This window comes from Bradyrhizobium sp. BRP23, from assembly GCF_020194135.1.
Taxonomy (GTDB): Bacteria; Pseudomonadota; Alphaproteobacteria; order Rhizobiales; family Xanthobacteraceae; genus Bradyrhizobium; species Bradyrhizobium yuanmingense.
This window is the reverse complement of sequence record NZ_JADYVW010000017.1, coordinates 1-23,272: the sequence shown is the minus strand read 5'-3', so window position 1 is coordinate 23,272 and position 23,272 is coordinate 1. Positions and strand designations below refer to the sequence as shown.

Annotated in this window: 22 protein-coding genes; 10 read left to right on the top strand and 12 right to left on the bottom strand. The window is 65.2% G+C overall.

Annotation, left to right across the window (positions count from 1 at the left end; all coding sequences use genetic code 11):
* The first annotated feature begins 149 nt into the window (after positions 1-149).
* Positions 150-2,015 (top strand): DNA helicase RecQ, encoded by a 1,866-nt coding sequence (recQ, locus tag I6F24_RS31945; protein WP_225152602.1) that lies wholly within the window; start codon positions 150-152, stop codon positions 2,013-2,015.
* A 139-nt stretch (positions 2,016-2,154) separates the two neighbouring features.
* On the opposite strand, the gene I6F24_RS31940 is transcribed toward recQ, so the two are convergent.
* Entirely contained in the window at positions 2,155-3,171 is a 1,017-nt protein-coding gene (locus I6F24_RS31940; RefSeq protein WP_036026180.1) for a 1-aminocyclopropane-1-carboxylate deaminase, read from the bottom strand.
* A gap of 160 nt (positions 3,172-3,331) precedes the next feature.
* Between I6F24_RS31940 and I6F24_RS31935 the strand changes: the two genes are divergently transcribed.
* The 3 genes from I6F24_RS31935 (at position 3,332) to I6F24_RS31925 (ending at position 5,673) form a co-directional block, all read left to right on the top strand.
* Positions 3,332-3,796, top strand: coding sequence for an Lrp/AsnC family transcriptional regulator (locus I6F24_RS31935; RefSeq protein ID WP_225152604.1), 465 nt, complete (start codon positions 3,332-3,334; stop codon positions 3,794-3,796).
* Between the two features lie 44 nt (positions 3,797-3,840).
* Positions 3,841-5,004, top strand: a complete 1,164-nt coding sequence (locus I6F24_RS31930) for a PLP-dependent cysteine synthase family protein (protein ID WP_036026182.1) — start codon at positions 3,841-3,843, stop codon at positions 5,002-5,004.
* A 108-nt stretch (positions 5,005-5,112) separates the two neighbouring features.
* The gene (locus I6F24_RS31925; RefSeq protein WP_036026183.1) at positions 5,113-5,673 is read left to right on the top strand and encodes a carboxymuconolactone decarboxylase family protein; all 561 of its coding nucleotides are present in this window, start codon (positions 5,113-5,115) and stop codon (positions 5,671-5,673) included.
* On the opposite strand, the gene I6F24_RS31920 is transcribed toward I6F24_RS31925, so the two are convergent.
* On the bottom strand, positions 5,670-6,533 hold the full coding sequence (locus I6F24_RS31920; protein ID WP_036026185.1) for a hypothetical protein: 864 nt from the start codon (positions 6,531-6,533) through the stop codon (positions 5,670-5,672). The genes I6F24_RS31925 and I6F24_RS31920 overlap by 4 nt on opposite strands.
* A gap of 210 nt (positions 6,534-6,743) precedes the next feature.
* On the opposite strand from I6F24_RS31920, the gene I6F24_RS31915 reads away from it, so the two are divergent.
* Positions 6,744-6,992 (top strand): hypothetical protein, encoded by a 249-nt coding sequence (locus I6F24_RS31915; RefSeq protein WP_036026186.1) that lies wholly within the window; start codon positions 6,744-6,746, stop codon positions 6,990-6,992.
* A 9-nt stretch (positions 6,993-7,001) separates the two neighbouring features.
* Here I6F24_RS31915 and I6F24_RS31910 read toward each other — a convergent pair whose 3' ends face one another.
* Positions 7,002-7,937, bottom strand: coding sequence for an alpha/beta hydrolase (locus tag I6F24_RS31910; RefSeq protein WP_036026187.1), 936 nt, complete (start codon positions 7,935-7,937; stop codon positions 7,002-7,004).
* 220 nt (positions 7,938-8,157) lie between these two features.
* Here I6F24_RS31910 and I6F24_RS31905 point away from each other — a divergent pair, with 220 nt between their 5' ends.
* The gene (locus I6F24_RS31905; protein WP_225152606.1) at positions 8,158-9,045 is read left to right on the top strand and encodes a branched-chain amino acid aminotransferase; all 888 of its coding nucleotides are present in this window, start codon (positions 8,158-8,160) and stop codon (positions 9,043-9,045) included.
* A 105-nt stretch (positions 9,046-9,150) separates the two neighbouring features.
* Here I6F24_RS31905 and I6F24_RS31900 read toward each other — a convergent pair whose 3' ends face one another.
* Both I6F24_RS31900 and phaR read right to left on the bottom strand, forming a co-directional pair.
* Positions 9,151-9,672 (bottom strand): class I SAM-dependent methyltransferase, encoded by a 522-nt coding sequence (locus tag I6F24_RS31900; protein WP_225137168.1) that lies wholly within the window; start codon positions 9,670-9,672, stop codon positions 9,151-9,153.
* 137 nt (positions 9,673-9,809) lie between these two features.
* Positions 9,810-10,400 (bottom strand): polyhydroxyalkanoate synthesis repressor PhaR, encoded by a 591-nt coding sequence (gene phaR / locus I6F24_RS31895; RefSeq protein ID WP_036014750.1) that lies wholly within the window; start codon positions 10,398-10,400, stop codon positions 9,810-9,812.
* 313 nt (positions 10,401-10,713) lie between these two features.
* Between phaR and I6F24_RS31890 the strand changes: the two genes are divergently transcribed.
* The 3 genes from I6F24_RS31890 to I6F24_RS31880 all read left to right on the top strand — a co-directional run bounded on the left by I6F24_RS31890 (position 10,714) and on the right by I6F24_RS31880 (position 13,873).
* Entirely contained in the window at positions 10,714-11,892 is a 1,179-nt protein-coding gene (locus tag I6F24_RS31890; RefSeq protein ID WP_036026194.1) for an acetyl-CoA C-acetyltransferase, read from the top strand.
* Positions 11,893-12,135: 243 nt separating this feature from the next.
* A complete protein-coding gene (gene phbB / locus I6F24_RS31885; protein ID WP_036014745.1) occupies positions 12,136-12,861 on the top strand; it encodes an acetoacetyl-CoA reductase in 726 nt (241 codons plus the stop codon).
* A 142-nt stretch (positions 12,862-13,003) separates the two neighbouring features.
* Positions 13,004-13,873, top strand: coding sequence for an EamA family transporter (locus I6F24_RS31880; RefSeq protein WP_036014743.1), 870 nt, complete (start codon positions 13,004-13,006; stop codon positions 13,871-13,873).
* 11 nt (positions 13,874-13,884) lie between these two features.
* On the opposite strand, the gene I6F24_RS31875 is transcribed toward I6F24_RS31880, so the two are convergent.
* Both I6F24_RS31875 and gloB read right to left on the bottom strand, forming a co-directional pair.
* The gene (locus I6F24_RS31875; protein ID WP_036014741.1) at positions 13,885-14,307 is read right to left on the bottom strand and encodes a cupin domain-containing protein; all 423 of its coding nucleotides are present in this window, start codon (positions 14,305-14,307) and stop codon (positions 13,885-13,887) included.
* 37 nt (positions 14,308-14,344) lie between these two features.
* The gene (gene gloB, locus I6F24_RS31870) at positions 14,345-15,112 is read right to left on the bottom strand and encodes a hydroxyacylglutathione hydrolase (RefSeq protein ID WP_036026196.1); all 768 of its coding nucleotides are present in this window, start codon (positions 15,110-15,112) and stop codon (positions 14,345-14,347) included.
* A 108-nt stretch (positions 15,113-15,220) separates the two neighbouring features.
* On the opposite strand from gloB, the gene I6F24_RS31865 reads away from it, so the two are divergent.
* Positions 15,221-15,967, top strand: coding sequence for a methyltransferase domain-containing protein (locus tag I6F24_RS31865; protein WP_036014737.1), 747 nt, complete (start codon positions 15,221-15,223; stop codon positions 15,965-15,967).
* A gap of 110 nt (positions 15,968-16,077) precedes the next feature.
* Here I6F24_RS31865 and I6F24_RS31860 read toward each other — a convergent pair whose 3' ends face one another.
* The 5 genes from I6F24_RS31860 to I6F24_RS31840 form a co-directional block, all read right to left on the bottom strand.
* The gene (locus I6F24_RS31860; RefSeq protein ID WP_036042629.1) at positions 16,078-16,836 is read right to left on the bottom strand and encodes a DUF4167 domain-containing protein; all 759 of its coding nucleotides are present in this window, start codon (positions 16,834-16,836) and stop codon (positions 16,078-16,080) included.
* Between the two features lie 460 nt (positions 16,837-17,296).
* Positions 17,297-18,178: a peptide chain release factor N(5)-glutamine methyltransferase gene (gene prmC / locus I6F24_RS31855; protein ID WP_036026207.1), complete on the bottom strand. Its 882-nt coding sequence runs from the start codon at positions 18,176-18,178 to the stop codon at positions 17,297-17,299.
* Between the two features lie 3 nt (positions 18,179-18,181).
* Positions 18,182-19,267, bottom strand: a complete 1,086-nt coding sequence (gene prfA, locus I6F24_RS31850) for a peptide chain release factor 1 (RefSeq protein ID WP_036026209.1) — start codon at positions 19,265-19,267, stop codon at positions 18,182-18,184.
* Positions 19,268-19,326: 59 nt separating this feature from the next.
* Positions 19,327-21,594, bottom strand: a complete 2,268-nt coding sequence (gene ptsP, locus I6F24_RS31845; RefSeq protein WP_036014720.1) for a phosphoenolpyruvate--protein phosphotransferase — start codon at positions 21,592-21,594, stop codon at positions 19,327-19,329.
* A gap of 336 nt (positions 21,595-21,930) precedes the next feature.
* The gene (locus I6F24_RS31840; protein ID WP_036014718.1) at positions 21,931-23,187 is read right to left on the bottom strand and encodes an aspartate kinase; all 1,257 of its coding nucleotides are present in this window, start codon (positions 23,185-23,187) and stop codon (positions 21,931-21,933) included.
* Between the last annotated feature and the right edge of the window lie 85 nt (positions 23,188-23,272).

The following is a 23,272-nucleotide window of genomic DNA, read 5'->3' as shown; positions in this document are numbered from 1 at the left end:
AGAACCCCTCACCCACCTCGCTTCGCGAGGCACCCTCTCCCACAAGGGGAGAGGGAAGAGTCGTGCCTCGCCTCCAAACAGTCTTGCCACAGCCACACCAGCATGCGACTGGCCTTGTGACGAATCCCACGGCCTGATCTGCTCCGCCCATGTCCGCTCCCTCCAACGCCCCACTGCCTGCGCCGGCCAACGGCCGCGACGCGCTGTCGGTGCTGCATTCGGTGTTCGGCCTGCCGGGCTTTCGCGGCGCCCAGGGCGAGATCGTCCGCCACGTCACGGACGGCGGCAATTGCCTGGTCTTGATGCCGACCGGCGGTGGCAAGTCGCTGTGCTATCAGCTTCCGTCCTTGCTGCGCGAAGGCTGCGGCATCGTGGTCTCGCCGTTGATCGCCTTGATGCGCGACCAGGTCGCCGGCCTGATCGAGGCCGGTGTCAATGCCGCCGCGCTGAACTCGTCGCTGACGCCGCAGGAGGCGTCCGACATCGAACGCCGCCTGCTCGCCGGCGATCTCGACCTGCTCTATGTCGCGCCGGAACGGCTGGTCACGCCGCGCTGCCTGTCGCTGCTGGCGCAGGCGAAAGTGGCGCTGTTCGCGATCGACGAGGCGCATTGCGTCTCGCAATGGGGCCACGATTTCCGGCCCGAATATGTCGGCCTTTCCGTCATCGCCGAGCGCTTTCCCGACGTGCCGCGCATCGCGCTGACCGCGACCGCCGACGAGCTGACGCGCAAGGAGATCGTCGAGCGGCTGCAGCTGACGGGCGCGCCGCAGTTCGTCTCCAGCTTCGACCGGCCCAACATCCGCTATGAGATCGTCGAAAAGCGCAATGCGGTGTCGCAGCTGAAAGAATTCATCCGCGAGCGCCACATGGGCGATGCCGGCGTGGTCTATTGCCTCTCGCGCAACCGCGTCGAGGAGGTCGCCGCCGCGCTTGCCGAGGCCGGCATTGCGGCGCTGCCCTACCACGCCGGGCTCGACGGGGCGGTGCGCTCGCGCAACCAGGATCGCTTCCTCAACGAGGACGGCATCGTTATCGTCGCGACCATCGCCTTCGGCATGGGCATCGACAAGCCCGACGTGCGCTTCGTCGCCCATCTCGACCTGCCCAAGAGCATCGAGGCCTATTACCAGGAGACCGGACGCGCCGGCCGTGACGGCAAGCCGTCGGCGGCGTGGATGACCTACGGCCTCTCCGACATCGTGCAGCAGCGCCGCATGATCGACGAATCGGCCGGATCGGAGGATTTCAAGCGGGTCTCGATCGGCAAGCTCGATGCGCTGGTCGGCCTCGCCGAGACGCCGCATTGCCGGCGCCGGCGCCTGCTCGCCTATTTCGGCGAGATCGTGATGGGCGAGAGCTGCGGCAATTGCGACAATTGCCTGACGCCGCCGAAGATGCGCGACGGCAAGGTGCTGGCGCAGAAGCTGCTGTCCTGCGTCTATCGCACCGGGCAGCGTTTCGGCGCCATGCATTTGATCGACGTGCTGGTCGGACGCCTGACCGAGAAGGTCACACAGTTCGGTCACGACAAGCTGTCGGTGTTCGGCATTGGCCGCGAGCTCAACGAGAAGCAGTGGCGCACGGTGCTGCGGCAAGTGGTGGCGATGGGCCATTTGCGCAGCGACAGCGAAGCCTACGGCGCGCTCAAGCTGACGGAGTCTTCGCGCGGCGTGCTGCGCGGCGAGACCGAGGTCTGGCTGCGCGAGGGGGCGCCCGGCACGCGGGTTCGCGCCAGCCGGGCCACGTCACGCCGCGGTGACCTCGCGCCCGCGGCGAGCGCGCCGCGAGGCGACGTCGATCCCGAATTGCGCGCGCGGCTGCGCGCCTGGCGGTCAGAAATCGCGCGCGAACGCGGCGTGCCGGCCTATGTGGTGCTGCACGATGCCACCATCGACGGCATCGTCCGGGCCTGGCCGACGACGCTGGACGAGCTTCGCAACGTGCCGGGGATCGGCGACAAGAAGCTCGAGCACTACGGCGATGAGCTGCTGCAGATCGTCAGGACGCGGTAGCCACGATCGCAGCTGCTGTAGCCCGGATGGAGCGAAGCGCAATCCGGGACAGTCACTTCGTATGGTGGGAATCCCGGATTACGCTTCGCTCCATCCGGGCTACGAAGAGAGGCGAGAGTCGTCTCGCCTCCCTTATGACTCACCCATTCCTAAACGCATACGCGTACCCGTTCAGCGCGGGCGCGCCGCCGAGATGGGCGTAGAGGATCTTCGCGCCCTTCTCGAAATAGCCCTTCTTGGCGAGATCGATCAGGCCCTGCATCGACTTGCCCTCGTAGACGGGGTCGGTGATCATGCCTTCGAGCCGGGCGGTTAGGCGGATCGCCTCCTTGGTCTCCTCCGACGGCACGCCATAGGCGGGATAGGCGTAGTCCTCGATCAGCACGACGTCGTCAGCGACGAGGTCCTTGCCGAGCTCGACGAGGTTCGCCGTGTTCTGCGCGATCTCGAGCACCTGGGCCTTGGTCTGTGCCGGCGTGAACGACGCATCAATACCGATGACTTTTCGCGCACGGCCGTCCGCCGCAAACCCGACCAGCATGCCGGCATGGGTGGAGCCGGTGACGGTGCAGACGACGATGTAGTCGAACTTGAAGCCGAGCTCGGCTTCCTGCTTGCGCACCTCCTCGGCAAAGCCGACATAGCCGAGGCCGCCGAACTTATGCACGGAGGCACCGGCGGGAATGGCGTAAGGCTTGCCGCCCGCCGCCTTCACTTCCTCGATCGCCTGCTCCCAGCTCTTGCGGATGCCGATATCGAAGCCGTCGTCGACCAGGCGCACGTCGGCGCCCATGATGCGCGAGAGCATGATGTTGCCGACGCGGTCATACACCGCGTCCTCGTGCGGCACCCAGGCTTCCTGCACCAGGCGGCATTTCATGCCGAGCTTGGCCGCGACCGCCGCGATCATGCGGGTGTGGTTCGATTGCACGCCGCCGATTGAGACCAGCGTATCGGCATTGGAGGCGATCGCATCGGGGATAATGTATTCGAGCTTGCGCAGCTTGTTGCCGCCATAGGCGAGGCCGGAATTGCAGTCCTCGCGCTTGGCATAGACCTCGACTTGGCCGCCGAGATGTTTCGACAAGCGCTCCAGCTTCTCGATGGGCGTCGGGCCGAAGGTCAAAGGATAGCGCGGAAATTTGTCCAGCTTCATGGGTCAATCCCGATTGGCGTTGGTGTTGGCGGCTCCCTAGCATCGCGTCGGGAAAATGTGCTCTCGAATATTGCGGCCATGTTGCGCAATTTCTTGCGAAAGTTGCGGGCGATAGCTAATATTCCTTCCAGAACAGCATTTTCTTACGGAAGTTTCTTTCATGGCTGCCCGACTCGACCGCACCGACCTCAAGATATTGAGATTGCTTCAGAATAACGGTCGGCTCAGCAACGCCGAGCTGGCCGAAACGGTCGCGATCAGCCCCGCCACCTGCCATCGTCGCACCCAGCGCCTGTTCGAGGACGGCTTCATCGCCACTGTCCGCGCCATGGTCGCGCCGAAGAAGGTGGCAAAGGGCACGCTGGTGATGGTCGGGGTCGTGCTCGACCGCTCGACGCCGGAAAGCTTTGCCACCTTCGAGCTGGCCGTTGCAAAGCTGAAATTCGTGCTCGACTGCCATCTCGTCGCCGGCGATTTCGATTACTTCCTCAAGATCCGCGTCGGCGACATGGAGGATTTCAACCGCATCCACGGCGAGCAGCTGATCGCGCTCCCCGGCGTGCGCCAGACCCGGACCTTCTTCGTGATGAAGGAAGTCGTCGATAACGCGCCGCTGGAATTTTAGGCGCAGCTATTGATGCGCTATCCGCATCATGAGAGATTCGCCCGATGCAGACATTCCCCTTCCGCCAGCACAATCCGGCCGGGCCGGCCTATCGGCGCGGCTGGGTCGACGAGGCCGTGGCCGCGATCGAGGCCGACCAGTGCCGCACCGCCGACACGCATCTGATCCGGCTGATCGTGCCGGCGCTATCGGGCATCGACATCTATCTGAAGGATGAGTCCACGCATCCGACCGGCAGCCTGAAGCATCGCCTCGCGCGCTCGCTGTTCCTCTATGCGCTCTGCAACGGCCACATCCGCGAAGGCACGCCCGTGGTCGAGGCCTCGTCGGGATCGACCGCGGTGTCGGAGGCTTATTTCGCAGAGATGATCGGCGTGCCCTTCTACGCCGTGATGCCGCGCACGACCTCGGCGGAGAAGATCGCCGCGATCGAGCATTATGGCGGCCATTGCCATTTGATCGACGACGGCCGCGCGCTCTATGCGGAAGCCGCCGCGCTCGCCGGCCGCCTGAACGGCCATTACATAGACCAGTTCACCTTCGCCGAGCGCGCCACCGACTGGCGCGGCAACAACAACATTGCCGAATCGATCTTCACGCAATTGGGAGGCGAGCCGCGGCCGATTCCGGACTGGATCGTGATGGGCGCCGGCACCGGTGGCACGTCGGCCACCATCGGACGTTATCTGCGGTATCGGCAATATCCGACCCGGCTGTGCGTCGCCGATGTCGAGCATTCCGCGTTCTTCGATTGCTTCCGCACGCAGGACCGCTCCCGTGTTTGCGACCGCCCGTCGCTGATCGAGGGCGTCGGTCGTCCCCGCTGCGAGCCGTCCTTCGTGCCCGGCGTGGTCGATCGCATGATGAAGATCCCGGATGCGGCAACGGTCGCGGCGATGAACGTGCTGTCGCGACGGCTGCGCCGTGCGGTCGGCGGCTCCACCGGCACCAACTTCCTGGCGCTGTGCCGGCTCGCCTCGGAGATGCGCCAGGCGAGCGTCACGGGATCGCTGGTGACGCTGATCTGCGATTCCGGCGAGCGCTACCGGCAGACCTATTACGAGCCCGCTTGGCTCGCCGCGCGCGGCCTCGATCCGGCGCCGTTCGAGGCGGCGCTGTCGTCGTTCCTCGCCACAGGTGAGCCACTGGCGCTGGACGTCGACGACGTGGTCAATCCTCAAAGCCTGCAAAACCCCACGGCGTCATAGCGAGATCTGCCTGGCATTTGCGAAATCGCACGGTCGTCACGGCAACTTCACTTGCCTTGCGCAGGCATGCAGGTGACGGTTGCGTCTTCTCAACGAGGAGACCCTACCGTGCGCCTTCCCATTCTCGATCCGAAAGAGCTGACCGACGAACAGAAGCCGCTCTACGACGACATGCGGGCCGGCATGCAGGACCACTTCAAGGGCTTCGTGAACATGCGCGAGGACGGCGCGCTGCTCGGGCCCTGGAATCCCTGGATCCGCGAGCCGCGCTTCGGCAAGCCGGTGTGGGAGCTAGTCAAGGCGATTGCATCGAACCCGCTGCTGCCCGCGGCCGTACGCGAGGTCGCGATCCTCGTCACCGGCTCGCATTTCCGCTCCGGTTACGAGCTCTACGCTCATGTGCTGGCGGCCGAGCAGCGTGGCCTCTCCGACGAGAAGCTCGCGACCATCGTTGCCGGCCAGCGGCCGGTGGACCTCACCAAGCAGGAAGCCATCGCCTACGACATGGCTTCGGCTCTGGTCAGCGGCGGCGTGCTGCCGGAGCTGACTTGGCGTGCGGCCGTGAAGGAATTCGGCGAGCACGGCGCGGCCGAGCTGTCCTATCTCGTCGGCGTCTACTGCATGGTCTCGGTCACGCTCAACACCTTCGACGTGCCGGTGCCTGACTAGTTGCGCACGGCGTAGAGCGGTGTGCGCAACGTGACCTGATAGGACGGCTTCGGCATCCAGGCGATCTGCGCGGTGATGCCGAACAGGCGGTTGTCGTTGTCGTCCATGCGATCGAGGTCGAGCCGCAGGACCGGCTGGGTGAAGGATTCCGCGAGCGTCCGGCCCGCGAGCAGCGCGCCGCCGAACGACTGCATGCCGAGGCGCCCGGTGAACTTCCAGTTGCTCGGCCATTGATAGTAGCCGCCGGCATAGAGGATCGTGTTCGGCCGGATCGTGGCGAACGGGCTGGCGATGGTGACGGTGGTGTATTGCAGGCCGGCGAGCCAGCCCCGTGTCTCGTCCTCGTCGACCGCGTAGTCGAATTCCACGATGTTGTTGAAGGAATTCGTCATGCCCTGCTCGTTGGGCACCGACTGCGTCAGGGTCGATTGCAGCGTGATGGTCGGGATCTTCCCGCCATTCTGCTGGTAGAGATCGGCCTGCACGCCGATGTTCCAGCTCGTGATGTCGAAGGACGACCAGCCGCCGCCGATATCCGTCGTCGTGCCGGATACGCCGCCGTAGAGCGAAACGCGGTCGCTGACGTCGACGGTCAGCGGCAGGTCGATCGCAATCGATTTCGCGGCCGGCAGTCCATTCGGCAGCGACGTGCCTCGTTGCGCCGCCAGGGCTTGGAATGCGGCTGACAGCGAGGTGTTGCCGAAGCCGAGCGCGAGCGTGCCAGCGGGGATCGTCGCATAGATGGTGCGGAGATCGAGATAGATGTTCGGGACCGCCGGCTTTTCCTCCTCATCGTCGGCAGCGAAGGCGCCGCCGGCGGGGACCGCCAGACACAGGAGTCCCGCTGCGGCAGCGCGCAACGCACGACGGGATTGGCTGCGAAAAGGCACGTGACGATCCGACGCGTGGCGATCTGAAGGTGGAACCGTTGTTAGATGGAACGTGATCGCTCGCTTGGTCAAGCGCTATCCGCAAGCGATGGACGGCGCGGATGTGCGCGGTTACCCTAGCGTGATCGCACTGACACACTCGCCCGCCACAGTGCAGGCCGAAGAATGGAGGAGACAGCCATGAACACGTCACGCCGCATCCTGCTCACCGGTCTGGCGGGGCTTGCCGTTACTCCCGGTGCTGCGGTGGCTGCTGCACCCACAGCCGAGCCCGGCAAGGCGACGGTTGCGGAGGAACGTTTCGCGCGCACGATTGCGGCGGCGCATGCGCCCGACAGCACCTGCGCATGGCAGGCAGAGCATTATGCGGAAGCGCACTGGCCGGAATATGTCGCGGCGGCGCGCGCGGTGATCGGCGCGCGCGTATGATTGACGCTGTCAGGTCTTCACCGCGCGCCGCACCTGTTCGCCGATTTGCGACAGCACGAGCTGTGCCTGCGGCAGGATTGCGCCCATGGCGTGGAAATTGTGAACCATGCCATCGTGGCAGACATGCTCGACCGCGACCCCCGCGGCGAGCAGCTTGCGGGCATAGGCATTGCCCTCGTCACGCATCGGGTCGTATTCGGCGGTGTGGATGATCGCGGTCGGCAGGCCCGTGAGGCGCGTCGCGCGCAACGGAGAGACGCGGGGATCGGCAGGATCGATGCCATCGGGCAGATAATCGGAAAGATCGGCTTCGATCGTGACGCGATCGATCAGATGGCCCTCGGCAAAGGCCTCGCGCGAAGGCGAGGTCTCCTCGAAATCCAGCACCGGGCAGATCAGGCACTGCGCGGCGATGGAGAGGCCGGCGGTCTGCGCCGCCTCCTGGCACACGATGGCTGCGAGTGTGGCGCCGGCGGAATCGCCGCCGATCACCAGGCGATTGGCGTCGATGCCGAGCGATGCGGCCTCGCGCGCCACCCATTCGGTGGCGGCGATCGCATCTTCGACCGCAGCGGGGAATCGGTGCTCCGGCGCGAGCCGGTAGTCGACCGACACGAGGCGGCAGCCGGTGGCATGCGCCAACGCGGCCGCGATGCGCTCGTGCGTCGCAATGCTGCCGGCGACGAGCCCGCCGCCATGAAAGAACACGAAGCCCGGTGCGGGCGCTTCAGTGCCTGCCGGCGTGTAGAGGCGATAGGGCAGCTCGCCGCCGGGACCGGGCAGCTTACCGTCGGATATCGTCACATCCGGCGCCTCGGCCCGGGCGAACTGCATCAGCTTTGCCAGCGATTGCCGCCGCACCTCCACACTCGGCCGGCTCCGCGCCTGCGGCGCAGCCGCAGCCATCATGGTCAACAAACGCTTTGCGAGCGGATCCAGCGGCATGGATTCTTCCTTCTCCCCTTGTGGGAGAAGGTGGCGCGCAGCGCCGGATGAGGGGTTTTCTCCGCAGGTGAGTTCGCGGATGGATACCCCTCACCCGTCTCGCCGCTACGCGGCGAGCCACCCTCTCCCACAAGGGGAGAGGGTAACTCACCATTTCCCCGCAGCAAATCGTTTAGAAATTGGGACAATAGTGCCGGATCGTTCGAAAAGGAGGCCGGTCATGGCCGAGATCAAGAAGCCCATCGACTACTCGCCGAGCTGGACCTTCTTCGAGGGCAAATGGCACGAGGGCAACGTGCCGATCATGGGGCCGCGCACGCATGCGGCCTGGCTCGGCTCGATCGTGTTCGACGGCGCTCGCGCTTTCGAGGGCGTCGCACCGGATCTCGATCGTCACGTCGCCCGCGCCAATCAATCCGCGATCAGTTTCGGCCTGAAGCCGGTGGTCGATACCGACACCTGGCTGACGCTCGCGAACGAAGGCATCGCGCGCTTTGCCGGAAATGCCGAGCTCTATATCCGTCCGATGTACTGGGCGCAGAACGGAAGCGGCGGCGGCGTGCTGTTCGACCCCGAGACCACCAATTGGTGCCTGTGCATCTACGAAGCGCCGATGCCAAAGCCCGTCGGCAACGCGATCACCTTGTCGCCGTTTCGTAGGCCGACGGCCGAATGCGCGCCGGTCGAAGCCAAGGCCGCCTGCCTCTACCCGAACAATTCGCGCGCACTCGCCGAAGCTGCGTCGCGCGGCTTCCAGAACGCGCTGATGCTCGACATGCTCGGCAACGTCGCCGAGTTCGGCAATTCCAACGTGTTCATGGCCAGGGATGGCGTGGTGTTCACGCCGGCGCCGAACGGCACCTTCCTCAACGGCATCACGCGCCAGCGCGTCATCAGCCTGCTTCGCGCCGACGGCGTCACCGTGGTCGAGAAGACGCTGCGCTACGCCGATTTCCTGACCGCCGACGAGATCTTTTCGACCGGCAATTTCGCCAAGGTCGCGCCCGTGATCCGCATCGACGAGCGCGAGCTGAAGCCGGGCCCGTTCTACGCCAAGGCGCGCAAGCTCTACTGGGACTTTGCGCATGCTGTGAAGATGGCGGCTTGATCCGGAGTCTCTGTCGTCATGCCCGGGCTTGTCCCCGGGGATCCACGTTCTTCGCGTCGCGCGTCAAGACGTGGATGGCCGGGTCAAGCCCGGCCATGACGAGAACTATTTCTGCCGCCGAAACCGGCTGAACTGAAACGCCTGCGTCGAATGCCACGGCGTGTGGTGCGTCTCGCTGCGCGTCTCGACCAGTTTAAATTCCGGCCCGAGCTCCGCTGCAAGGCTGGCGCTGTCATGGCGCTGCACCGGCAGGCCGCTGCATTTCTCGGGACCGTCGGGTGCAAACGTCGCAATGATGACGTGGCCGCCAGGTCTGACCGCCGACCGCAGGCGCTCCACGTAAGCGACCCTGTCGCGCGGGTCAGTCAGGAAGTGAAACGCTGCGCGATCGTGCCAGACATCGTAGGTCCTGGTCGGACGCCACGTCGTGGCATCGGCAACGATCCAGTCGACCGTCGAAGCGGCCGGACCGATGCGCTTCTTCGCCGCCGCGAGCGCATTGGCAGAAAGATCCAGCACGGCGATGTCGCGATAGCCGTCCTGCAACAGCGCATCGACCAGGCGCGATGCGCCGCCGCCGACATCGATGATGGTCGTGTCGCGATCGGAGCCGGCTGCGCGAATCATCGCGAGCGAGATCGCGGGGCTATCCTGATACCAGCTGACCTCGGCCTCGCCCTTGGTGGCGTAGACATGGTCCCAATGGTTGCTTCGGTCAGACGTGGCTCGCCCTCCCGCGTACAGGGGCCGGCGCGAACGAAAGACTATTCGTCCTTCTTCGACATCCGCTCGAGGCGCTCCTGCATTTCCTTCATCTGCTGGCGCAGCTCGTCGATGTTGCTGTCCTTCGGCGCCTCGGCATTCGCATCGGGCTCCGGCTCGGGGCTGGCCGCCGGACGGGGCGCAGCGAACGGCTTGAACATCGAGAAGGTCTGCTGGAACAGCTCCATGTTGCGGCGGACTTGCTCTTCCAACGGAGCAAAAGGAGTGCCGGACAGCGTATTGGCGATCTGCTTGCGGAACTTCTCCTGCTCCTGGGTCAGGGTTGCGATCGACTGCTCCAGATATTTCGGCACCACCATCTGCATGCTGTCGCCATAGAAGCGGATCAGCTGGCGAAGGAAGGTGGTCGGCAACAGGTTCTGGCCGGCCTTGTTCTCCTGCTCGAAGATGATCTGGGCGAGCACGGAGCGGGTGATGTCGTCGCCGGTCTTGGCGTCATAGACCAGGAAGTCTTCGCCGTCCTTGACCATCGCGGCGAGGTCTTCGAGCGTCACATAGGTGCTCGTTCCGGTGTTATAGAGCCGGCGGTTCGCGTATTTCTTGATTGTGGTGGGTTGGTCTGATTTCGCCATGGGCTCTCACTTGCAAACGCGGAGAACGGGAACCTGTCGGGCAATGCCGCAGGGCGGGAAGAGTACGCAACGCAACAAAATAAGCATTTTCAAAGGGCTCACGCTACCGTTTTGTGCGGCACGGTTAATTGCAGAGCAAAATCCTGCTTGCGAAAACGCCAAGAACGCTATTTTTGAATGCGCTGCGGTATGAATTCGGGCCCCGGCCGATTGACATGCCTCAACGACGTTAACAGGATGGCTGACGAGACTGGCGATCGCTTTCCAGCCCGCCTGCCCCCTTCACAAGAACCTCAAGCCCCAGGAGATGCCCATGTCAGACGATGTCGTCATCGTCAGCGCCGCCCGCACCCCGGTCGGAAGCTTCAACGGAGCGTTCGCGACCCTTCCCGCCCATGACCTCGGCGCCGTTGCCATCAAGGCCGCGCTGGAGCGCGCCGGCATCGAGCCCGGCCGGGTCTCCGAAGTGATCATGGGTCAGATCCTGACCGCCGCCCAAGGCCAGAACCCGGCCCGCCAGGCGTCGATCGGCGCCGGCATTCCGGTGGAGAGCCCGGCTTGGGGCGTCAATCAGCTGTGCGGCTCGGGCCTGCGCACGGTTGCGCTCGGCTACCAGGCGCTGCTCAACGGCGATTCCGAGATCGTGGTCGCCGGCGGGCAGGAATCGATGAGCATGGCCCCGCACGCCCAGCATCTGCGCGGCGGCGTGAAGATGGGCGGCCTGGAGCTGGTGGACACCATGATCAAGGACGGCCTGTGGGATGCCTTCAACGGCTACCACATGGGCAACACCGCCGAGAACGTCGCGCGGCAATGGCAGATCACCCGTGCCCAGCAGGACGAGTTCGCCGTGGCCTCGCAGCAGAAGGCCGAGGCGGCGCAGAAGGCCGGCAAGTTCAACGACGAGATCGTCCCCGTCACCATCAAGACCCGCAAGGGCGACGTCGTCGTCAGCGCCGACGAATATCCGCGCCATGGCGCCACGCTCGACGCGATGGCCAAGCTCAAGCCCGCCTTCGAGAAGGATGGCACGGTGACCGCGGGCTCGGCCTCGGGCATCAACGACGGCGCTGCCGCCGTGGTGCTGATGACCGCCAAGCAGGCCGCCAAGGAAGGCAAGAAGCCGCTGGCGCGGATCGTGTCCTGGGCGCAGGCCGGCGTCGATCCGAAGATCATGGGCTCGGGCCCGATCCCGGCCTCGCGCGCCGCGCTGAAGAAGGCCGGCTGGAGCGTCGGCGATCTCGATTTGATCGAGGCCAACGAAGCCTTCGCGGCACAGGCCTGCGCGGTCAACAAGGACCTCGGCTGGGATACCTCCAAGGTCAACGTCAACGGCGGTGCGATCGCGATCGGCCATCCGGTCGGCGCGTCCGGCGCACGCGTGCTGGTGACGCTGCTGCACGAAATGCAGAAGCGCGATTCGAAGAAGGGCTTGGCCACGCTGTGCATCGGCGGCGGCATGGGTATCGCCATGTGTGTGGCGCGCGACTGATCTTACGCGCAGCTGACGGGTGCGCCGCACACGTCAGCGCGTGCGTTGCACGCGACTAAAAAGGCAGCGGTTGCAAATCAAATATTCTTCGCAACCCGACAAGCCTCGACTAAAGAAAAACGCCCGGCTCGATGCCGGGCGTTTTGTTCTTGATGTCCGTCAAACCAACCGCATAATCCGTAGCTAAAAAGCGATCACGTCAGAAAAGTCCGAAGCGTCCAAGGAAGAGGGAAGGAATACGACATGGCACGTGTTGCATTGGTGACGGGTGGTACGCGGGGCATCGGTGCTGCGATCAGCAAGGCGCTGAAGGCCGCCGGCTACAAGGTTGCGGCGAGCTATGCCGGCAACGACGCTGCCGCGGAGAAATTCAAGGCCGAGACCGGCATTGCGGTTTACAAGTGGGACGTCAGCAGTTTCGAGGCCTGCGCCGAGGGCGTGAAGAAGGTCGAGGCCGAGGTCGGCCCGGTCGACGTGCTGGTCAACAATGCCGGCATCACCAAGGACGGTGCCTTCCACAAGATGACGCTTGAGCAGTGGAACGCCGTCATCAACACCAATCTCGGCTCGCTGTTCAACATGTCGCGCCAGGTGATCGAAGGCATGCGCGGGCGCAAGTTCGGTCGCATCATCAACATTTCCTCGATCAACGGCCAGAAGGGGCAGTTCGGACAGGTCAACTACTCCGCAGCGAAAGCCGGCGAGATCGGTTTCACCAAGGCCCTGGCGCTGGAGAACGCCAAGGGCGGCATCACCGTGAATGCGATCTGTCCCGGCTACATCAATACCGAGATGGTGCAGGCAGTGCCGAAGGACGTGCTGGAGAAGGCGATCCTGCCGCTGATTCCGATCGGCCGTCTCGGCGAGCCCGAAGAGATCGCGCGGGCCGTCGTGTTCCTCGCCGCGGATGAGGCCGGCGCCATCACCGGCTCGACGCTGTCGGTCAACGGCGGCCAGTACATGGTGTGATGCGATCGCATCACGCAGGCTGATATTGTCCACATCGTCATGCCCGGGCTTGTCCCGGGCATCCACGGCCTTACAACAGCCGTCGCCACGGAAGAACGTGGATGGCCGGGACAAGCCCGGCCATGACGGAAACATTGGGCCAATGACTCCCCGTACTGCCACGCTGATCGGTCTGACCGCGATCCTGATGTGGTCGCTGCTGTCGGTGATGACGGTGGCGACCGGAAAGATCCCGGCGTTTCAGCTCGCTGCGATGACCTTCGCGATCGGCGGTGTCGTCGGCCTGCTCACCTGGATCGGGCGGAGCGAGGCGGCGAGAAGCTTGCGGCAACCGCTCGCCGTCTGGATCGTCGGCGTCGGCGGCCTGTTTGGCTATCACGCGCTGTATTTCCTCGCGCTGCGCTTCGCCCCGCCGGCCGAAGCCGGCCTTCTGAATTACCTGTGGCCGCTCTTGATCGTGCTGTTCTCGTCCTTCCTGCCGGGCGAGCGGCTGGCGGCGCACCACATCATCGGCGCCGTGCTCGGCCTCGTCGGCACGGTGCTGCTGTTCGCCGGCAACACCAGCGGTTTTGCGCCTGGAGCTGTGCCGGGTCTCATCGCGGCCTTCATCGCGGCGTTCGTCTGGGCGACCTATTCGGTGCTGTCGCGCCGGTTGAAAGCGGTGCCGACCGATGCGGTCGCGGGCTTCTGTCTTGCCACGGCAATATTGGCCGCGCTGATGCATGGCCTGCTTGAAACCACGGTCTGGCCGGAGACCGCGGTGCAATGGCTCTCGGTCATCGCACTCGGCATCGGCCCGGTCGGTGCCGCGTTCTACGCCTGGGACATCGGCATGAAGCGCGGCGACATCCGTGTGCTCGGCGCCGCCTCCTACGCGACGCCATTGCTCTCGACGGGATTCCTCATCGCTGCCGGTTTCGCCAAGGCCAGCGCCAACATCGCCCTTGCTGCGATCCTCATTGCCGGAGGCGGCCTGATCGCGGCCAAGGACATGGTGCTGCGGAAGCGATGATTGGAGCGGAGCTACGGCTCCCAGCCGGGCGGCGCGAGCTCGAAGCCCGCGAACTCGAACGCGGGTGCCACGGTGCACCCGACCAGCGTCCACTCGCCGGTGGTTTCCGCCATCTGCCAGGCCAGCGCAGGCACGATCGCCTGCGGCCGCTCACCGCCGCCGAGGTCGGCGCCGAGCCGCACCTCGTGCTGCGAGCAGCCGTCATGGGCGATGCGCAGCGTCAAGGGGCTGCCGGAATAATAGTGCCACGTCTCCACCGCATCGACGCGATGCCAGTGCGAACGCTCGCCGCGCGCGAGCAGGAAGTAGATCAGCGTCGAGCGCGAACGCCCGTTGGCGTCCGTGCTCTGGTCGCGAAACGTCTCGCGATAATGTCCGCCTTCCGGATGCGGGCGGAGCTCGAGGCGTGCGATGATCTCGGCTGCGGTCGGCATCGATCCTCGTCGGGATGTGTGCTTCAGGACTTGTGCGTCAGGATTTATTCTTGCGCTCGCGCAGCTCGCCGAACACCGCAGCGGGATCCGCGCCCTTCATATGCAGCTTGGCCGCGACCGCCGGCTCATCGGCGCGCAGGAACACGTTGGCGCGCTTCTCCTCGCCGAGCAGCGAGGGAATGGTCGGCTTGTTCTCGGCGCGCAGCTTTGTCACCTCCGCGGCGCGCGCCTGCAGCGCCGCGTTGTCCGGCTCGATGGTGAGCGCGAACTTGACGTTGGACGCCGTGTATTCGTGGCCGCAATAGAGCTTGAAGTCGTCGGGCAGGGCGCGCAGCTTCAGCAGCGAATCCCACATCATCGGATAGGTGCCCTCGAACACGCGGCCGCAGCCGATCGAGAACAGCGTGTCGGCGGCGAACACCGTCTTCTCATTGTCGAACACGTAGGAGATGTGGTCGAGCGTGTGGCCGGGCGTCTCCACGACACGCGCCAGCAGATTGCCGATCTTGACCACGTCGGCATTGGCGACGCGCTGGTCGACGTTGGCGATCTTCGTGGTCTTGTCGTGCGGCGCGACGACGCGGCAATTGTATTTCTGCTTGAGCTCGGCGACCCCGCCGACATGATCGCCATGATGATGGGTGATCAGGATGTCGGTGAGCTGCCAGCCCTCGCGCTCCAGGGCCTTGAGGATCGGGCCGGCCTCCGGCGCGTCGATCGAGGCCGTCGCTTTGGTTTCCAAATCGTGGATCAGATAACCGAAATTGTCGTTTAAACAGTTGAAAGTACGAATTTCGGCGGCCATGTCATCTCCATCGCGCTCAGCCCCGCCAGACAAATATGGCGTTAACGTTGCGCAGGCAATGCAATATTCCGCGCGCAGCGGCGCCCTGGCGCATGTTACATTGCGGTCATGACCATCGACGTCGTCGACCTCCGCGAGTTCTATTCCCGCCGCCTCGGCATCGTGGCGCGGCAAATGATCAATCGCGGCATCAGGGAGCGTTGGCCCAGCGCCGAGGGCCAGCGCGTGCTCGGCGTCGGCTATCCCACACCCTATCTGGGGTTGTTCCGCGAGGACGCCGAGCGCTGCCTCGCCTTCATGCCGGCGGCGCAGGGTGTCCTGAAATGGCCGACGGGACGGCCCGCGCTGGCCTCGCTGGTGGATGAGTTCTCGCTGCCGCTTCCCGACGCCGCGGTCGACCGCATTCTCCTGGTGCACGCGCTGGAGATGTCGGACGATCCGGCCGCATTGCTGCGCGAGGTGTGGCGCGTGCTGTCGCCCTCTGGGCGCGTCATCGCCGTGATCCCGAACCGGCGTGGGGTGTGGACCCGCACCGACAGCACGCCGTTCGGCCATGGCCGGCCCTATTCGCGCTCGCAGATCACCGAGCTGTTGCGCCAGACCTGGTTCACGCCGACCGCTTGGGGCGAGGCGCTGTTCATGCCGCCCTATGCCGGCGGCTGGGTGTTGAAATCGGCCCAGATGTGGGAACGTGCCGGTGCGGCGCTGTCGCTGCCTTTTGCCGGCGTCCACATCGTGGAGGCGACCAAGCAGGTCTACCGCGCGATCCCCGCCAAGCGCGAGCGGGCGCGGCTGATTCCCTCGCTCGCCAAGCCCGTGCTGGTGCCATCCTCGACGACGGTGACGCGCAGTTAGCTTCACCTCTCCCTTCCGGAGAGGTGGGTCTGTGTCCGGCCAACGCACAGCGTCAAAAGCAAATCGTCCCGGCGAGGCCGGGACGATTCGAGTCGGAAAGTCAGAAGAGCTTACTCGCCGGGGGCGACTTCGTCGCTGGAAGCAACCGGAGCGGCTTCACGCTCCGGGCGCGGGCCATGCGGCCGGCGCCGCCGACGCGGATAGCGCTCGCCGCCACCGCCGCCCTCGAAGCCGCCCTGATTGCCGTTCACCTGCGGCTGCGCGCCGGTGATGAAGGAGGGTAGGCGGTCGACGCCGCCATCGGCGATGACAGGCTGCGGCTGGTTGGCGGGTTGCGGCTGATATTGCGGCTGCGGACGGTGATCGCGTTCGCGGTGCTCGCGCGGCTGCTGATTGTCGCGCTGATAGGGCGGCTGGTTGTCGCGCGGCTGGTGATCACGCTGGTGATGATCGCGTTGGCCGTCGCGGTCGCGCATGAAGGGCTGCGGCTGGGGCTGCGGGACGAAGCCGGGCTCCTGGCCGAAGGCCGAGAAATTCTCACCGTCGTCCTCGCCCTCGTCGCTGCTGGCGATGGGCTCATCGCCGCGCGGCTGCTGGTTCTGACGGAACTGCTCCTGAGCCGCCGCGATCAGGCGGAAATAATGCTCGGCGTGCTGGTAGTAGTTCTCGGCTGCAACGGGATCGCCGGAGGAGCGCGCGTCACGTGCAAGCTGGAGATACTTTTCGGCGATGTGCGAAGCAGTGCCGCGAATCTTGATGTCGGGTCCGTTGGATTCGTAGACCCGGGTCATCGGGTTCTGGCCGCGCCGGTTGTTGTTGTTATTGTTGTTGCGGTTGCGCATCCGCTGCTTGTTCTGACCGTTTCTCATGTCCTGCCTTTAATTCCAGCCCTAAAGGTTGCACGCATTACTGATTGCTAGGAGTGACCTGGTGACAGTGGCTCACATGTCTTGCGCGCACCGCGCAAAAGCGGATCCAACCCTGCCGATGTTCGTCGACCGTCGCGTTCAACAAGACGCGTTCCCCACCCGCCAGCATCCATTGCCAGCGAACCCATTCATTTCGCCTGCCGAAACAAGCCCAGCTTTCTTGCGTAAGTGTTCAAGCGCAATATCAGGCTTTCGTTCACTTGCGGTCGGAGAGAGCAGCGCAGCTCCACTGGCCATCGCGCTCAACAGGACCTGCGGCTTGGAACCTTCAATCAGTAAAGCTCTCGCCCGAGAGCCCGGCTTTCGCCCGTAGGTCTACGGGGCCGGCACCGATGTGTTGACCGGAACGTAGTCGTTCCCACGGGATATTCCAAGTGGTTTTTGCAGGCCAATCCGGCTTTTATGGGGGCATTTTTCGGGCCGAAACGGCCCGCGGAATGCCCGCCAAGTCGGCCTTGGGTGACCTGTCCAGCGATAACGCGGCGGCCCTCATCAAGGTTTCAATATTTTGGGCCTGGCCCTGTCCAGCCTCGACGACCAGGGCGCCGCCGGGGGCGAGCCGCTCGCTCGCCTGCGGGATCAGGGCGCGATAGGCGTCGTATCCATCATTGCCGCCGTCGAGCGCCAGATGCGGGTCGTGCTCGCGCACCTCGACGCTCAATTTCGGAATTTCAGCCGAGGGAATATAGGGCGGATTCGACACGATGAGGTCGAACGGGCCACCGAGCGCCGCGGCGTAGGAACAGGCGACGAAGGCGGCGCGGTCGGCGAGTCCCAGCGCCGCGGCATTGTCCCTGGCGGTCATGAGCGCGTTCTGGCTGAGATCGGTACCGACGCCGAACGCATCGGGGATTTCGTGCAACAGCGCGAGCAGGATCGCGCCCGAGCCGGTGCCGATGTCGGCGATCCGCGGCGGGTGAGATGCCTCCCGCTCGCGGAGAATCTCGAGCGCAAGCTCAACCACGGTCTCGGTATCGGGGCGCGGCACCAGGGTTGCTTCCGACAGGCGGAACGGCAAGCCCCAGAATTCGCGCGTCCCGAGAATGCGCGACACCGGCTCGCCGGCGATGCGGCGCTGTGCATGTTGCGTGAGCCGCGATGCTTCGGCCGCGGTCAGGAGACGGGCCGCCTGCGTGACCAGGCCGGTGAGGTCGAGGCCGAGTGCCGCACTGATCAGGATGCGCGCGTCGAGCTCGGCTTCGTCGAGCCGTGCCGATCTCAGTTGCGCAGCCAGCGCCCGCCGCGCGCTCTCGATGGATTGTCCGGTGAAGGGGTTGCTCACGCCTCAGGCCGCCGCGCCTTGCGCAGCGAGCTGTGCGGCCTGGTGCTCCGTCGTCAGTGCGTCGATCAGTTCGCCGAGCGCTTCACCCGCGATCACCTGCGGCAGCTTGTAGAGCGTGAGGTTGATGCGATGATCGGTGACGCGTCCTTGCGGAAAATTGTAGGTGCGGATGCGCTCGGAGCGGTCGCCGGAGCCGACCTTCTCCTTGCGCTCGGCCGAGCGCGCCGCCTCGACGCGTTGCCGCTCGGCGTCATAGATGCGCGAGCGCAGGATGTTCATGGCGGAGGCGCGATTCTTGTGCTGCGAGCGGCTGTCCTGCATCATCACCACGATGCCGGTCGGGATGTGGGTGATGCGGATCGCCGATTCCGTCTTGTTGACGTGCTGGCCACCGGCGCCCCCTGCGCGCATGGTTTCGATGCGCAGGTCGTCGTTCTTGATGTCCACGTCGACGTCCTCGACCTCGGGCAGCACGGCGACCGTCGCGGCGGAGGTGTGGATGCGCCCCTGCGTCTCGGTGTCGGGCACGCGCTGCACGCGGTGCACGCCGGATTCGAATTTCAGCTTGGAGAATGCGCCGCGGCCCTGGATCTCGGCGATGATTTCCTTGTAGCCGCCGACGGTGCCTTCACTGGCGGAGATCACCTCGACCTTCCAGCCCTGCAAGCTGGCGAAGCGCTCGTACATCCGGAACAGGTCGCCGGCGAACAGCGAAGCCTCGTCGCCGCCGGTGCCGGCGCGGATTTCCAGCACGACGTTGCGGTCGTCCATGGCGTCCTTGGGCAGGAGCGCGACGCGGATCTTCTGGACCAGTTCCTCGATTTTCGGCGCGAGCTCGTCGCGTTCGGCTTCCGCCATGCCGCGCATCTCGGCATCGGTGGCGGCATCGGCGATCAACGCGTCGGTGTCGGCGAGCTCCTTGACGGCGGCGCGATAGGACTTCACCGCCTCGATCAGGGGCGTGAGCTCGGCGAGCTCGCGCGTGATCTGCACGTAACGCTCGGAGGCGAGCTGTCCGAGCGATTCGGCCTCGAGCGAAGCGTGATGCGCGAGCAGGACGTCCAGTTTGGCTTCGGGAAGTGACGACATCGGTTCTGTCTCAAAGTGCGGAAGGAGGCGAGGGCGGCGGGAAGCTGGCGACAGGCCCGCTACAACGCAAGGCCCTCGGCCTCGGCAAATTCCGTCAGCTTCTGCCGGATCGAGACGCTGCCCGCAGGCGCATCCAGCAGAGGGCCCAGCATCGCTTCGGCCTTCTTGGCGTCGAGGTCGAGCACCATCGCCTTGACCGGGCCGAGCGCGGTCGCCGAGAGCGAGAGCGAGCGGTAGCCCAGCGCAATCAGCGCCAGTGCGCCGATCGGCTTGGAGGCCATCTCGCCGCACAGCGAGAGCGACTTCTGCGCCGCGTGCGCCTTGCGCGCGATGTCACGCAAGGCGCGCATGATCGGCGCCGACATGGTGTCGAAGCGCTCGGAGACCTTGGCGTTGCCGCGGTCGACCGCGAACAGGAACTGGAACAGATCGTTGGAGCCGACCGAGATGAAATCGACCTTCTTCAATAGCTCGTCGAGCTGGTAGAGCAGGGCGGGCACCTCGACCATGGTGCCGATGTCGATTCGTTCAGGCAGCGTGTGGCCGTGCTGGCGGAGGTATGTGAGCTCGCGCTCGACCAGCGCCTTGGCCGAGTCGAATTCGGCGACCTCCGAGATCATCGGGAACATGATGCGCAGCGCGCGGCCGCCGCCGGCGCGCAGCAGCGCGCGGATTTGGCCGCGCAACAGGCCGGGACGATCGAGCCCGAGCCGGATCGCGCGCCAGCCGAGCGCGGGGTTTTCCTCGATCACCGCTTCCATATAGGGCAGCGCCTTGTCGCCGCCGATATCGAGCGTGCGGAAGGTGACGGGCTTAGGTCCGGCGGCATCGAGCACGGTGCGATAGAGCGCGAGCTGGTCGCTGGTGCGCGGCAGGCTCTGACCGACCATGAATTGCAGCTCGGTGCGGAACAGGCCGATGCCGGCACTGCCGGTGTCCTCGATATGCGGCAGGTCGATCGCAAGACCTGCGTTGATCATCAGCTCGACCTTCTGGCCGTCCCTGGTGACGCAGGGCCGGTCGCGCAGCGCCAGGTACTGCGCCTGGCGGCGGGCGCGGAAGCGCACGCGCTCGGCGAAGGCCGCCTCGATCTCCTGCGACGGGCGCACATAGATCGAGCCCGAGGTGCCGTCGACGATGATGGCGTCGCCGGGATCGGCGATTCCAGGCGCGTTCGGCACCTCGCCGACCGCAGGGATGCCCAGCGCCCGCGCCACGATCGAGACGTGCGAGTTCGCGGTGCCTTCCTCCAGCACGATGCCGCGCAGGCGCTTGCGGTCGTAGTCGAGCAGCGCCGCCGGGCCCATCGCGCGGGCGATGACGATGGCGTTGTCGGGCAGCTGCTCGCGCGAGGGCGCATGATCCTGGCCGACCAGCTGCCGCATCAGGCGGTAGCCGAGGTCTTCCAGATCGTGCAGCCGGTCGCGCAAATAGGGGTCGGTCGAGCGCAGCATGCGCGCGCGGGTGTCCGACTGGACGCGCTCGACCGCGGCTTCCGCGGTGAGGCCGGTCGCGACCGCCTCGTGCAGCTTGTGCGACCAGCCCTGGTCGTTGGCGAACATGCGATAGGCTTCAAGCACCTCACGGTGCTCGCCGCCTTCGGCGACGTCGCCGCGCTCCAGCATGCGGTCGAGATCGGCACGCAGCTTGGCGAGCGCAGTATCGAGCCGCTTGATCTCCTTCGGCAGGTCTTCGGCGATGTAGTCCTTGATGACGACGCGCGGCTCGTGCAGCACGACATGGCCGAGCGCGATGCCCTCCGACAGGATGGCACCGACTTTCTGCGCCGAATGGCGCGCCGCCGGCTCCTGGCCCGGCTGCGCCAGCGCGGAGAGTTCGCCGGAGGCGATCAGCTCGGCCAGCACCATCGCGGTGGTCTGGAGCGCCTCGAGCTCCTCCTCGACATAATTGCGCTTGGCGCGATTCTGCACCACCAGCACGCCGAGCGTGTTGCCGGCGCGCAGGATCGGCACGCCGAGGAAGGAATGGTAGATTTCTTCGCCGGTCTCGGGCCGGAACGAGAACGCCGGGTGGCTCTGCGCGTCGCTCAAATTGAGCGGCGTCGCCTCGCTGGCGACGAGGCCGACCAGGCCCTCATGGGCGCTGAGCACGGTGTGGTGCACCGCCTCGCGGTTGAGACCTTCGGTGGCGTAGAGCTCGAGCGTATTGTCGATGCGCAGCACATAGACCGAGCACACCTCGGCCACCATGTTGGCGGCGATCAGCACCACGATCTTGTCCAGCCGCTCCTGGGCCGAGACCTGCTCCGCCATGGTCTCGCGGAGCCGTCTCAACAAGACGCGGGGACCTCCCGACGCGCTCCGCATGAACCGTCAATCTCCTCCATCGGCCGGGCCCGGCGATATCGGCCGGCGGCTGGACCAAAATTCCAGAAAAACAATCAAATTGTTTGTCCGGCGCAGGCACAAGCCCAAATCCACGGGAGATTGAGTGCTCGTACCGAATCAGCGCCGCCTGAACTGGGACACAGTCTGCGGCAGCCCACCCTGTCCGCCGTATAGCGAATTGAGGCTTGTTTTGCCAAGCAAAACGCCTGCCAAACGCGAAGGTGTGTACACCTTCGCGTTTGCTGCGACCGCTAAGAGAAAATTAGCCTTTTGGCACTGTCCGGAAAAGTGCGAAGCGGTTTTCCGGAAAGACCGTCAGGTCTGATCGAGACCGTAGAGCGTATGCAAGGTGCGCACCGCAAGCTCGGTATAGGCGGTATCGATCAAGACCGAAAATTTGATCTCGGAGGTTGTAATGGCCCGAATGTTGATGTTCCGCCCGGCGAGCGCCGAGAACGCCTGGGCGGCGACGCCGGCATGGCTGCGCATGCCGCTGCCGATCACCGAGATCTTGGCGACATCGGTGGCGGTATCGAGCCGCGCATAGCCGATCTTGGCCTTGGCTGCGGTAATCGTATCCTTGGCGCGGGTGAAGTCGGCGGCCGGCACGGTGAAGGTGAGGTCGGTGGTCTTGCCGTCCTCGGACACATTCTGCACGATCATGTCGACGTTGATATTGGCATCAGCCAGCGGGCCGAAGATCGAGGCCGCAACGCCGGGCTTGTCCTCGATCTGGCGCACCGAGATCTGAGCCTCGTCCTTGGAGAAGGCGATACCGGTGACGACGTGGCTTTCCATGATCTCCTCCTCGCTGCAGATCAGCGTGCCGGGCGGCTGGTTGGCATGCGGGTCGATATCCTCGGGCTTATCGAAGCTCGAGCGGACGAAGATCGGCATGTTGTGGACCATGCCGAGTTCCACCGAGCGGACCTGGAGCACCTTGGCGCCCTGCGAGGCCAGTTCCAGCATGTCTTCGAATGCGATCTTGTCGAGCCTCTTGGCCTTCGGCACGATTCGCGGGTCGGTGGTGTAGACGCCGTCGACGTCGGTGTAGATGTCGCAGCGGTCGGCCTTGACGGCGGCGGCGATCGCCACGGCCGAGGTGTCGGAGCCGCCACGGCCGAGCGTGGTGATGCGACCCGTCTCGGGGTTGATGCCCTGGAAGCCGGCGATGACCGCGACCTCCTTTCGGTCCTTGAAGCGCTTGATGATCTCGCTGCCGTCGATGTCCTCGATCCGGGCCGAGGCATGGGCGTCGCTGGTCTTGATCGGGATCTGCCAGCCCTGCCACGAGCGGGCTTGGATGCCCATGCCCTGGAGCACGATGGCAAGAAGGCCGGACGTCACCTGTTCGCCCGAGGCGACCACGGCGTCATATTCGCGCGCGTCGTGCATCGGCGAGGCCTCGGTGCACCAGGCGACCAACTCGTTGGTCTTGCCGGCCATCGCCGAGACGACCACGGCCACTTCGTGGCCGGCATCGACCTCACGCTTCACATGGCGTGCGACGTTGCGGATACGTTCGATGTTGGCGACGGACGTGCCGCCGAATTTCATCACGAGGCGGCTCATGACGACGCGTGCATTCCTTCATAAGGATCAGTATGGTGGCCCGCACTGGACGGGTGCCTCGGGGACACCGACCGCGCGTATACAG